The organism is Mucilaginibacter sp. P2_A5 (genome assembly GCF_056404995.1).
Window position 1 is genome coordinate 65140 of record NZ_JBFUCY010000010.1, and the last position, 11925, is coordinate 77064.

General features: G+C 44.1%; 11 protein-coding genes. 8 read left to right on the forward strand and 3 right to left on the reverse strand.

What is annotated here, in order from left to right; translation table 11 throughout:
• Positions 1 to 2 precede the first annotated feature (2 nt).
• Entirely contained in the window at positions 3 to 1874 is a 1872-nt protein-coding gene (locus AC1DXF_RS10455) for a M61 family metallopeptidase (protein ID WP_477448279.1), read from the reverse strand.
• 403 nt (positions 1875 to 2277) lie between these two features.
• On the opposite strand from AC1DXF_RS10455, the gene AC1DXF_RS10460 reads away from it, so the two are divergent.
• Together AC1DXF_RS10460 and recO are read left to right on the forward strand one after the other, a co-directional pair.
• Entirely contained in the window at positions 2278 to 2646 is a 369-nt protein-coding gene (locus AC1DXF_RS10460; RefSeq protein ID WP_477448281.1) for a diacylglycerol kinase family protein, read from the forward strand.
• Positions 2636 to 3361, forward strand: a complete 726-nt coding sequence (recO, locus tag AC1DXF_RS10465) for a DNA repair protein RecO (RefSeq protein WP_477448283.1) — start codon at positions 2636 to 2638, stop codon at positions 3359 to 3361. Before AC1DXF_RS10460 ends, recO begins: the two co-directional genes overlap by 11 nt.
• A gap of 763 nt (positions 3362 to 4124) precedes the next feature.
• Here the strand turns inward: recO and AC1DXF_RS10470 are convergent.
• Together AC1DXF_RS10470 and AC1DXF_RS10475 are read right to left on the reverse strand one after the other, a co-directional pair.
• Positions 4125 to 6803, reverse strand: a complete 2679-nt coding sequence (locus tag AC1DXF_RS10470; protein ID WP_477448285.1) for a ThuA domain-containing protein — start codon at positions 6801 to 6803, stop codon at positions 4125 to 4127.
• A 231-nt stretch (positions 6804 to 7034) separates the two neighbouring features.
• The gene (locus AC1DXF_RS10475; RefSeq protein WP_477448287.1) at positions 7035 to 7445 is read right to left on the reverse strand and encodes a DUF1801 domain-containing protein; all 411 of its coding nucleotides are present in this window, start codon (positions 7443 to 7445) and stop codon (positions 7035 to 7037) included.
• A 296-nt stretch (positions 7446 to 7741) separates the two neighbouring features.
• Here AC1DXF_RS10475 and AC1DXF_RS10480 point away from each other — a divergent pair, with 296 nt between their 5' ends.
• From AC1DXF_RS10480 to AC1DXF_RS10505, 6 genes are all read left to right on the forward strand, one after another.
• Entirely contained in the window at positions 7742 to 8317 is a 576-nt protein-coding gene (locus AC1DXF_RS10480) for a TerD family protein (protein WP_477448289.1), read from the forward strand.
• Between the two features lie 80 nt (positions 8318 to 8397).
• Entirely contained in the window at positions 8398 to 9072 is a 675-nt protein-coding gene (locus AC1DXF_RS10485) for a TerD family protein (RefSeq protein WP_477448291.1), read from the forward strand.
• Positions 9073 to 9173: 101 nt separating this feature from the next.
• Entirely contained in the window at positions 9174 to 9866 is a 693-nt protein-coding gene (locus AC1DXF_RS10490; RefSeq protein ID WP_477448293.1) for an HAD family hydrolase, read from the forward strand.
• Positions 9866 to 10711 (forward strand): phosphoribosyltransferase family protein, encoded by an 846-nt coding sequence (locus AC1DXF_RS10495; protein ID WP_477448295.1) that lies wholly within the window; start codon positions 9866 to 9868, stop codon positions 10709 to 10711. Before AC1DXF_RS10490 ends, AC1DXF_RS10495 begins: the two co-directional genes overlap by 1 nt.
• Positions 10701 to 11255: a TerD family protein gene (locus tag AC1DXF_RS10500; protein WP_477448297.1), complete on the forward strand. Its 555-nt coding sequence runs from the start codon at positions 10701 to 10703 to the stop codon at positions 11253 to 11255. The genes AC1DXF_RS10495 and AC1DXF_RS10500 overlap by 11 nt, the downstream gene beginning before the upstream one ends.
• Before the next feature lie 4 nt (positions 11256 to 11259).
• Positions 11260 to 11874, forward strand: coding sequence for a TerD family protein (locus AC1DXF_RS10505; protein WP_477448299.1), 615 nt, complete (start codon positions 11260 to 11262; stop codon positions 11872 to 11874).
• Positions 11875 to 11925: the final 51 nt, after the last annotated feature.

The following is an 11925-nucleotide window of genomic DNA, read 5'->3' on the forward strand; positions in this document are numbered from 1 at the left end:
GGTTATTTGACTTTAGTTTGCAACCAATTGTTACGGAATGTTTCCTGGTCTTTTGATAATTGTTTGCCCGCTTTTTCAAAGGTAACTACTTCAAAATTAGGGTTTGCCTCTAATACAATGGTTGTTTCGTGGCTGCCGGTGCGGTTTTTATAATTTACAGTGAGCTTGTCGCCAGATTTTTTATCAGTAAGCTGGTCGTCAAAACCTTTCTGGTCTTTGATGTCAACGCCGTTTACTTTTAATATAACATCACCTGCGTCAAGCCCGGCCTTATAAACCGGCGAGCCGATAATTGTGCTTGATAGTATTGGTAAACCTTCGGCATTACCTGCGCGCGGCTGGCCTGCCCTGCCACGGCCTGCGGTGGTTGCCAATGAACCGGCCCAGCCTTTTTCGGGATTAACCTTGCGTAAAACCAAACCAGCTTTGGCTAATAGTTCTTCGTAGTTATTTTTATCAATGCCGGTAATGTATCTCTTAAAAAAGTCGGCAGCAAATTTCGGGTTGGTTACTTTGCCCAGGTCGGTTTGCAAATCAGGAACGGTATAAGGTTTCATTACCTTGCCGCGGCTTAGCCAAACCTGGCGCATATAATCGTCAAGCGTAATGTTAAAATCGCTGCGCAGGCGCAAGTCAAGTGCAAGGGCTATGGCACCGCCATAGGTGTAGTAACTGGTAAAATCGTTGGCGTTGTTGTTAGGGTCGATAGAAACACCCGCATCTGCAAATACCGAGTAACGGCTCATTTGGGTTGCCGGGTATTTGGCAGCGGCAGGGGTATTTAATACCTGGTTTACCAGGCCCGCTAAAGTACCTGTATAATCGTCGAGATCAACAAAGCCCGACCGTACCAGCAGCAACTCGCCGTAGTATTGGGTAAAGCCCTCGGCAAACCAAAGCTCGCTGCTCATGTTGGCGTGCTCAAAATTGAAAGGCTCCAATGTTTTGGGGCGGATGCGTTTCACATTCCAGCTATGAAAGTATTCGTGGGCATAAACGCCCAGCAGTCTTTTCTCTAAACCTTCAACCTTAGGTGCAGGTATTGTAATGCAAGTTGAATTACGGTGCTCCATACCATCGCCAGAAGTTGTTGGGTGGATATCGCTGATAAAAGTATATTCGCCGTAATCGTAGGCCGGAAATTCGCCAAACACAGCTTTCTCCTCTTGTACCATTTTGGCAACCATTTTGCCAAAATTATCTATCACGGCCTGGCTATCATCGGAATGAACGGTAAGGTTTATCTTTTCTTTTTTATTGTCGTAATTAACCACATCCCAGCTGGTAATTTTATAATCGGATAATTCTGTCGGGCAATCCATCATGTACTGCAGGTTGGGGGCGCTGTACACATTTTTATCCTCGTGCTTTAGCTGGGTAGCTACATGCCAACCATATTTATCCAAATCGTTAAACTGGAAGGTAAGCGGCCGTTTATCCTGCCCTACTACCCACATAAAAGCGGCGGGCATGTTCAGGTGGGCGTGGCTTGGGTCGATACTGGCGTAAGTGCCATCTGTCCAGTTGCCAAAAAAGGTGTAGCTTACTTTTACGGTAGACGGGTGATCTTCTATCGAGTAAACATCTCCTTCTACCTGCTTCAGTTCAAGGGCCTTTCCGTTTATATCGGTAGCGGCAACGTTATAAATATTTTTACCAAACTCATGCGTAGCATAGCGGCCGGCCGACGAACGGCTCATCCTAACCAGCAAAGGGCCGGTTGGGGCCTGCGGAATGGTGATGGTAATCTCGGCCTCGTGATGGGCAGCATTAGGAAACGATATGGAATAATAAATAGCTTTTGGTGCATCCTGCTGAGCTATGGCGGTGGCCGCAAAGAGGGAGGCAAGCGCGAGTAGTAATGTTTTTTTCATGTATTATGATTAGCAGCGATGAAATTACAACTAATCGGCCAATTGTATTATATCAATATTATTACAGAAGATGTTTGCCCGGGTTATAGTATTTATAACACCAGGGGGCCTGGTTGAATACTATTTTACTTGTAGGGCTTAACACCATAAGTATTCGGAAGAAATAAAAAAAGCGGAGGGGTGTGCGATTCCTTCCTTGGGGAAGGGGGAGGTAGGGGTTAAATCAGGCGTTTAAGCCACTTTGCAACTCGCCGCTCGTATAAACCCCTCCCTGCCTTTACGCTCATTTCCGACCGCACCCCTCCCGTTGGGAGGGAACTAAAAAGTCTTCCGAACACCTATGAACTTACTACCAAAGAATCTTTAATATATCAGTTACACCAATTACACGTATTTTTGAGTCATGAAAAGACTGATGCGCAGTTTTGGCTTCGCTTTTAAAGGTTTAAAGTATGCCGCAGCAACACAGCCTAATTTCAGGATACACCTGGTACTGGCCTTTATTGCGGTTATGCTGGGCTTTTCGCTCCATATCTCCTTTGCAGAATGGCAATGGATTATGCTGGCTATTGCTCTCGTACTGGTAATTGAGCTTTTAAATACCGGGATTGAAACATTAACCGACCTGGTATCGCCCGGATACAATGAAAAGGCCGGCAGGGTGAAAGATGTTTGCGCCGGCGCAGTAGTAATTGCGGCCTTGTTTGCGCTTATAACCGGCATCGTAATATTTTTGCCTAAACTTATTTTATTGGTAAAGCATGTTGCATAAAACCCGTGGTATAGTATTTAAAGCCACCGATTATGGCGAAAGCAGCGTAATTGTGCAAATTTTTACCGAGAAGTTTGGCCTGCAATCATATATCATCAACGGGGCTAAAAAGCCAAAAGCTAAAATAGGCCGTAATATGCTGCAACCGCTGCACTTGCTTGATTTGGTTGTTTATCATAAAAATACCGGCAGCGTGCAGCGTATAGCCGAACTTAAAAATTCGCCCGTATTGCAAACCATCCCTTATGATGTGATCAAGAGCTGCATAGCCATTTTTTTGAATGAGGTGCTATATAAATCCATCAAACAACAATCGGCCGAAGAAAATATTTTTGATTTTGTTTTCAGCGCTATAGAATGGCTCGATCATCAAACAGGTAATGTGGCCAACTTTCACCTGCTGTTTTTAACGCGGCTTACACGGTACCTCGGGTTTTATCCCGACCGGAGTTTGATTAACCATGCCGATTATTTCGACCTAAAAAACGGTACGTTCAGCAAATACAAGCCGGATACTGTGATGTATTTGTCGCCCCCGCATACACAAAATTTTAGCAGGCTGCTCCAGTGTAATTTTGAAAGCATGGACCAGCTGAAATTGAGCAACGACGAGCGCAGGTACCTGATCCAGAAATTAATTGAATATTATGCCCTGCACATTGAGGGGTTTGGTAATATCAAGTCTGGGGATGTGTTGGAGGAAGTGCTTTCTTAAATCACCTGGCCATGTTAGTCTTGAGCCGAAAGTCTTAAGTTTCAAATTAAAAATAAGCCTTATTTACAATGCAACATCATTGCCCGACAATTTTCCCAACTCCTAAACAATCGGTTATTAGATGACGCTACCGGCATATTAGTATTACCGGTTAGATACTTTATTTAAGCATAAATACAGGTCTAAAACAAAAAAAGAGATAGCCAAGTGGCTCTCTCTTTTTTTTAAGTTGACTGACCTCATTATTTACCATAAAGAACTAATTGGTTAGATCGATAATAACAATTAGGACAAATATAAGCACTATAGGATTAGTAGACTAATTTTTGGCAAAAAAAGCTTCATTTTTATGAAAAAACACCATATTTTGATCAAAAAGGCGTGTTTTTTGAAAAAAAGGCCCTTATTTTGCCATTTTTTCAATCAAAATGCTCAAAAAATGACCCTGTTTTTATCCGGGCAGGTCCGTGGTTTACCATGTAATAGTCGCACAATCCAGTTAAGTAACACGAAATATTAAAATTTCAATTTCGTAAAAGACCCGCCACAACGCTATGAAAAAATAAGTAAGTCAGGTCAATTGGCAGATGGTTATAGAGGTATATAATTATTGATGCCCGGTTTACATAAACATCCGTTTGAACGCCGGCGACTTTGGTGCGCCCCCCCTTAGCAGGCAAAAGATTTCGAGAATTGCATCTTACTTAAACCAACAAATCCGGCCTGTTTTACAAGCCGGATTTGTTGTTATGGTAGAAAAGGACTATTTAAGTGAGTATACCCAATTAATTATCTGTTTAATTTCGGCCGGTTTAAGATTGGGATGTGCCGGCATATCAACATCGCCCCAAACGCCATGGCCGCCGGTAACTATTTTTTTGGCCAGGTGATTGGTTGACGCGGTATTATTGGGATATTTTTTTGCTACATCGGTAAAAGCCGGGCCGACGGATTTTTCGGCTACCTTATGGCAGGCCTTGCAATCTGACGACATAACCAAGGCCATCCCGGCAGCATTAGCTTTAATATTGGCCATTTTAAGCTTCATATCCGGCGAATCCTGCCCAGCCAATACTGCGGTGGTTTTACTTAATGTAGCCGCGCCCTCATCGTCCTTAACCTCTACAGATACATTGTAGTTGCCCTTTTTGGTATAAGTGTAAACCAGCTTTGGCAAGGCAGTTGTTTTTTTGATGCCGTTGCCCAGGTTCCAGGTGTACATCATTTTATTATTTTCCGGATCGGTTGCTGTTGCGGTAAAAGTTACCGCTAAAGGCAATTTGCCAAAAGCTTTGTTTGCAACAATGCTTTTTACTTCGGGGGCGCGGTTACCGGTATTGTAATCAATACGGGCCAGGCCGGCATCTTTGTTTTTGGTAAACCAGCCCGAGCCATATTCAAGCACATAAATTTTGCCATCGGGGCCGGTTTCCATATCAATAGGCGAGTTGAATTTTGTAGTGGCCATAAACGGTTCCATTTTGTCCAGGTCGCCGTTTGGTTGCAGGGTAAGTACCTTTATCCAGCCGCGGATCCAATCATAAAAAAATACTTTTTTGTTATAATAATCGGGCAGGCGTGTTGCCTTGGGGTACATATCGGAATAATAAATAGGGCCGGCCATAGTGGTACGTCCGCCAGAGCCAACTTGCGGAAAATCTTTCGATTCCCCGTAAGGGTACCAGATAAATGCCGGCTGTGCAGGCGGCAGGCTCCTTAAGCCAGTATTATTCCTGGAATCGTTTACCGGGTGCAGCGGATCAAAAGCAGGGCCCGATTCGCCGGTTTCGTAGTTATAAGGGCGATAAGGGATATTGGGGCCGATAAACAACGGCCAGCCGAAGAAACCCGCAGCTTTGGCCTGGTTAAATTCATCGTAACCACGGGGGCCACGTGTAGCCAGGCTATCGTTATGTGCATCGGGGCCAACTTCGCCCCAGTACAGGTAGTCGTTCTTTTTATCAACGGCTATACGGTACGGGTTCCTGTCGCCCATTACATAAATCTCGGGGCGGGTACCTGGCGTACCGGGTTTAAATAAGTTACCATCGGGAATGGTATAGGTACCATCACTTTTCATTTTTATCCGCAGAATTTTCCCCCTTAAATCGTTGGTATTACCCGCCGAACGCCTTGAATCGTGATTGATATGCTCGGGCCTGTCATCCAGCGGTGCAAATGAGTGCGTATCATGCAGCAGTTTTCTACCCTCGTCAAATGGCGTAGTATTATCCCCGGTAGATACAAACAGCAAATGATCTGGCCCAAACGCTATGGAGCCGCCCGTATGGCAGCAAATTTCGCGCTGGGAGTACAGCTGCAATACAACTTTTTCTGATTTGTTGTCGATAGTATCGCCCGTAAGCGTAAAGCGCGATAAACGGTTCACCGAAGTATCTGCCGGGCTGTAATAAATATAAACGTAATGGTTGGTTTTAAAGTCGGGATCGGCCTGGATGCCTAAAACACCTTCTTCGGCATTTACCCCTTTGGTATGACGCGTTTTAAAATAAGCATCCAGGAAACCGGCTTGCTTAATAGTCTTGGTAGCATTTTTAAACAACATGATCTCGCCGCGGCGCTGGGTAACCAAAATATCCAGGTTTGGCAAAATAGTCATTTCGGTAGGTTCGTAAAAAGTGCCCTGGATCAGGGATGTTCTCACAAAACGGTTTTCCTCTGGCACGCGCAGCGTAGTACATTTGGAGTAATCGAGTTTTTTATTGTCGCCAATAGCGTATTTAATACCGCCCAGCAGGTGGCTTAAATATACAGGGTCGCTATATGATTCATCAGTATGGCCAAGCTCGGTATAAAAGGCGCGTCCGTTTTCAAAGTTATGGTACCAGGCCATTGGGTGGTTATCACCGTTGGTGCCGCCTTTGTAGCTGTCTTCATCAATTTTAATAAGCACATGCAGGTTTTTGCTGATCTTTTTAAAGTTGTACCACTCATCTGTTCTTTTCCAATCATCGGGCAAAGTGCGGGTTGAGGGATGGCTTTTATCCACAACTTTTAAAATAGCCTCCTGCATAGCGGGGTGGCTGTCAAAGTATGCGCCTACCAAACGGCCGTACCATTGCCAGTCGTACTCGGCATCGGCAGCAGCATGTACACCAACAAAATTGCCGCCTGCCTGCATATAGCGTTCCAGGTCGGCCTGCTGGTAATTGTTAAGCATATAGCCGGTAGTGCTCAAGAAAACAACTGCGGCATATTGGCTAAGATTAGTTTCGCTGATTTTTGCAGCGTTGGATGTGGTATCAACCGAGAAATCATTTTCGGCACCCAGTTTAATGATAGCTGCAGCGCCTGCCGCGATGGATGCATGATGATAGCCGGATGTTTTTGTAAATACCAGGATTTTGGGCTTAACAACTATTTTGCTGAAGTTAAATGCAAGCATTGCAAGCGCCAGCAGTAAAGTAATTTTTAATCGCATATGAAGTTATTGATAGGTTTTATTGGTTGTTTTGGCTTAATAGTTTTATGCTTAAGGCGGGCTAAATGTAAGAATTTCCATCGATTGCGTAACTTGGGTATCGCAAATATTACAAGCTTATAACAAGTTGCTTTGCTCAATAGAAAATGAGTTGCAGACTAACGTGATTCTAAAAAAGGGAAGCACTTTCGGAGTCAAAAAACAAGATGCCTTTTGAAGAATTAACCGGGCTTATTTCTCAACCAGGGCCAGCCAATCCAGCACTACTTTTTTAATGCCGGCCTCTTTGCTTTTCAAATCATCCATATCCTTAATATACACCAGGCGCCGGCCATCGGTATAATCACCTGTAAGCAAGCCACCGGTATCGTTAATTTTTGCCCCGCTTGGGAAAACCAGCAGGATACGCTTATGCAGGTTCATGACAATGATATATCTTTTATATTCTTTTGGATTAAAAGGTTTCATATCGCCGGTGTACAAAAAGCTGGGAGCGTTCCACTTTATTTCTTCACCAATTTCAGGATCAACGCTTAAAACTATCTGCCTGATAGCTGTAACAATTTCGGCAACGGGAGCATCCAGGTTTTCAATGTATTCGGTTACCAGCTGGGTGTTTGTTTTGGGAGGTAATTTGGCCATGATTATTTGCAGGTTGTTAAGGTTATACAAATGTGTTGAATACCTGCGAATATTGAAAGTGGTAGCCCTCCTAAATCATCCTCGGGAAGAGCCCCCTCTAAATCTCCCCCGGTAGGGGAGACTTAACTTCACTATTTTTTTAAGCCCTCCCTTCCGGGGAGGGTTTGGGTGGGGCTTTTTTTTATCAAAAAAACATATACCTTAGTTCCGTAATTTAAACCTAAACTATGCAAAATACACAGGCATTTTCGTAACAATTACGCGGCCTGCCTGTCAATATATAAATACATTTTACAATGGCTATTAATCTTCAAAAAGGACAAAAAATAGATATCGGGCTGTCAAAAATGACAGTAGGTTTGGGCTGGAACCCAAACGAAGGCACAGGTTATGATTTCGACCTGGATGTATCAGCTATAATGATAGATGCCAACCGCTTTGTACCCGAAGACGAGTTCTTCGTTTTTTATAACAATGTTGACTCTCCCGACGGTGCAGTTCACCACACCGGCGACGACCCTTCGGGCGGTAACAGCGATGGCGGCGATGACGAATCCATCAACGTTGATTTGACTAAAGTTGATGGCAAGATACAGGAGATACTGTTTGTGGTAACCATCCACGAAGCACAGCCCCGCAGGCAAAATTTTGGCCAGGTGCGCGATTCATATATCCGTATCATAGACGAGCAAACCGGCAGCGAAGTTTGCAAATATGAGCTGGGCGAGGATTTCTCTATCGAAACAGCTATTGAGTTTGGTCGCTTGTATCGCCGCAACGGGGCCTGGAAGTTTGAGGCATCCGGCGTGGGTTATAAAGAAGACCTGGCCTTCTTTTTGGGTAAATATTTTAAAGGGCAGATTATTAAATAAAAAGGGGAGGCCCCACCCAACCCTCCCCGGAAGGGGGGGGCTTTAGAGGGGGCTGGCTTGTATTAATTAACAATATTATTATGGCAATAAATTTGGTAAAAGGTCAAACAATTGATCTTCGTAAAAATGATAAAGGCGAAAGCTTCGATCTGTCTTCGGTAACCATCGGCCTGGGTTGGGATGTAAGGCAAAGCCACGGCGGTGGCGGTTTTTTAGGCAAACTATTTGGCGGCAGCAGCGAAGAAGTGGAATACGATCTGGATGCCATCGCTTTTGTGCTGGATAAAAACGGCCAGGTGGCCAATAGGGGCCGCACCTTTCAAAAACCCAACGGCAATAAAGTAAATTTATACGAAGGCGACGTGGTGTACTTTAACTCCATGCGCCATCCATCAAACCACATTTGGCTCACGGGCGACAACCGTACTGGCGCGGGCGATGGCGACGATGAGCAAATCATCGTAAAACTGGATTCGCTGGACACCAAATACGACCGGATTTTGTTTATCGTAACTATATACCAGGGTCAGCGAAAAAACCAGCATTTTGGCATGATCGAGAACGCCTTTATCCGTGCAGTTGATAATCACGGGAAAGAGATAGCCAAATTCAGTTTATCGGGCGATGCCACCTACAACGGCATGTGCTCGATGAAATTTGCCGAAGTTTACCGCAAAGACGGCACCTGGAAATTCTGCGCCATTGGCGAACCATATGCTACCGATAATTTTTTAGAACTACTTAAGCAATATTGAGGTTCGGGTAGCGGGTTGCGAGGTTCGAGATCAACTCAGGAATCCGAACCACGCAACCCGAATCCGGCAACCCGAACCACGCAACCCGAACCACGAGCCTAATGTACCAACACTACTCCTTCGACCTCTGGCTTACGCTGATCAAATCAAACCCGTATTTTAAAATTGAGCGTACCAAAGTATTCCACCGAGATTTTAACCCTGCGGGCAAAAGTATTGACGAGGTGGCGCGGGCTTTCAGGCAGGTGGATTTGATGTGCAACGCCGTGAACGAGAGCACCGGCAAAAACATTGATGCGGACGAGATGTACCTGATGGTGATCAGCCTCATTAATGATAACCAGCTTAATTTATCGGGTATTGACACCGGCAAGCTGTACCAGGATATGGAGAAGCTGTTATTCTACTATATGCCCCTGGTATACTCGCCTGTAACAATTTCAACGCTGCAGCATCTAAAAAATAAAACAGGTAGTACATTTAGTTTGTTAAGCAATACTGGTTTTATAAAAGGGGCAACATTACGAAAGGTGCTGGCGGAGTTAAGGATTATTGAATACTTTGATTTTCAGCTGTACTCGGACGAAGTGGGGATGTCGAAACCAAACCCTGCTTTATTTAATTTAATGTTGCAAAATATCAAACAGATCAATATAAATAAGGATATTCGTTTAAGCGATATCATCCACATAGGCGATAACCCTAAGGCTGATATTGAAGGCGCTCATGCGGCGGGCATAAAAAGTTTGCTCATCAACTCAAACAACCAATCTATTTTAGCCTTATTAAGTTAATGAACACTACCTACTCATTACATCACATCAGCAATGATAGTAAATTCGGCTTTTGCCCGGATAGCTACAGCCGTTTCAAATTTGGCGATGAGGCGGTAGCCCGCGAATTTGGCAGCGCTTTGGCCGATGGTTTTATAGCAGAAGTATTATTGTTACAACCTGTAACGCAACAAATTGTAGTGATATCAAGCCCTTATTCGTTTATCCCGACGGCAACCTTTGCCATGAAAACATGGTTTGTTTACGGGCTTAACCGTTGGCTGGCACAGCATGGCTACCCGGTTGTGCAGGAAACCAGGGTACACCGCACTATTACTTATAAAGAGGATTATGGCGAACTGGATGCTGAGCAAAGGATGAACCTGATAGGTAACGATTCGTTCCATATTGATAAGGACTTTTTGACCGGTAAAACGCTGATATTTTTGGATGATATTAAAATAACCGGCAGCCACGAACGTATGATCATGAAAATGGTAAATGCCAATGGCTTAAGCAACAGCATTTATATGCTTTACTTTGCCGAACTGGTGAACAAAAACATCCACCCCAACATCGAAAATTTTTTAAACTATCACCAGGTAAAAACAATATTCGACCTGGAGCCTATTATTCAAGGCGGTAGTTTTGCCATTAATACCCGCATAGTTAAATATATATTGAATTACAATGCCGATTGTTTTGGCATTTTTATACAAAACCAATCAATGGATTTTGTAAACTTGCTGTATGATATGGCTTTGGGCAATGGCTACCATACTATTGACGCCTACGCCCAAAACCTTAACTTTATTAGCAAAAACCTATTTATAAACAATAAAAATCTGATTAAACATGGCAATTAATTTGCAAAAAGGCCAGCGCGAAAGCATCCATGCCCCCAAATTCACCATCGGGCTGGGCTGGGATACCAATAGCTCATCAACGGGCAGCGCGTTCGATTTAGACGCCTCTATTTTTATTTTGGGCGATAATAAAAGATTAGTCGCCGACGAGTATTTTGTTTTTTACAATAACCTGGTATCGCCTGACGGCGCGGTTGAGCATACCGGCGATAACCTTACCGGTGCCGGCGATGGGGATGATGAGCAAATCAAGGTTGATTTATCAAAAGCCGACGCCAAAGTATCCGAAATTTGCATCGTGGTAACCATTCATGAGGCCGAAGCCCGCAAACAAAACTTTGGCCAGGTACGCAACTCTTTCATCAGGATATTTGACGCCGAAACAGGCGCCGATATTTTGAAGTATGAACTGGAAGAGGATTTTTCGATAGAAACCGCTGTAGAGTTTGGCCGCATTTACAAAAAAGATAACAACTGGAAATTTGAAGCTGTTGGCGTTGGCATGAAGGGCGGCCTGCAGGATTATTTAAACAAATACCAATAAAAACATGGCAATTAATCTTCAAAAGGGACAACGCATTAGTCTCGAAAAAAGTAACGGCAGCAAATTACAAAGTGTTTGTGTAGGCATTAACTGGGGCGCAATTGAAAAAAAAGGCCTTTTTGGCATTGGGGCAACTAAAGAGGCGGTTGACCTTGACGCCAGCTGCGCTTTGTTTGACGAAGGCAAACGCTTGATAGATGTGGTGTACTTTGGTAATTTAAAATCAAAAGACGGTTCCGTAAAACATAGCGGCGACGACCTTACAGGCGACATTAATGGCAATGATGGCATTGACAACGAAGTGATAACCGTTAATCTGCAGGGGTTGCCTGCACCGGTAGCTTATGTGGCATTTATGCTCAACAGCTTTCGCGGACAGGATTTTGGCACTATTCCGTTCGCGTCTATCCGTATTTATGAAGGAACACCAACCCGTGTAAACGAGGTATTTGCTACCTACGATATTGCACACAGCAAAGAATTTGCGGGGCACGTAGCTATGGTAATGGGCGTTTTTTACAAAAAGAACAGCGAATGGAAGTTTAACGCCATTGGCGAACCAACCCGTGACCGCAAGCTGGAAGAAACCGTTAAAACTGTTGCCAATAATTATTTATAGTGAGTTGGTGAATAGTGAGCGGTGAGTAGTGAGTTAGGAAGAAGATTAATA

Coding starts and splice junctions, on each gene's coding strand:
- AC1DXF_RS10455 (WP_477448279.1), bottom strand. CDS start 1,874: ATGAAAAAAACATTACTACTCGCGCTTGCCTCCCTCTTTGCGGCCACC.
- AC1DXF_RS10460 (WP_477448281.1), top strand. CDS start 2,278: ATGAAAAGACTGATGCGCAGTTTTGGCTTCGCTTTTAAAGGTTTAAAG.
- recO (WP_477448283.1), top strand. CDS start 2,636: ATGTTGCATAAAACCCGTGGTATAGTATTTAAAGCCACCGATTATGGC.
- AC1DXF_RS10470 (WP_477448285.1), bottom strand. CDS start 6,803: ATGCGATTAAAAATTACTTTACTGCTGGCGCTTGCAATGCTTGCATTT.
- AC1DXF_RS10475 (WP_477448287.1), bottom strand. CDS start 7,445: ATGGCCAAATTACCTCCCAAAACAAACACCCAGCTGGTAACCGAATAC.
- AC1DXF_RS10480 (WP_477448289.1), top strand. CDS start 7,742: ATGGCTATTAATCTTCAAAAAGGACAAAAAATAGATATCGGGCTGTCA.
- AC1DXF_RS10485 (WP_477448291.1), top strand. CDS start 8,398: ATGGCAATAAATTTGGTAAAAGGTCAAACAATTGATCTTCGTAAAAAT.
- AC1DXF_RS10490 (WP_477448293.1), top strand. CDS start 9,174: ATGTACCAACACTACTCCTTCGACCTCTGGCTTACGCTGATCAAATCA.
- AC1DXF_RS10495 (WP_477448295.1), top strand. CDS start 9,866: ATGAACACTACCTACTCATTACATCACATCAGCAATGATAGTAAATTC.
- AC1DXF_RS10500 (WP_477448297.1), top strand. CDS start 10,701: ATGGCAATTAATTTGCAAAAAGGCCAGCGCGAAAGCATCCATGCCCCC.
- AC1DXF_RS10505 (WP_477448299.1), top strand. CDS start 11,260: ATGGCAATTAATCTTCAAAAGGGACAACGCATTAGTCTCGAAAAAAGT.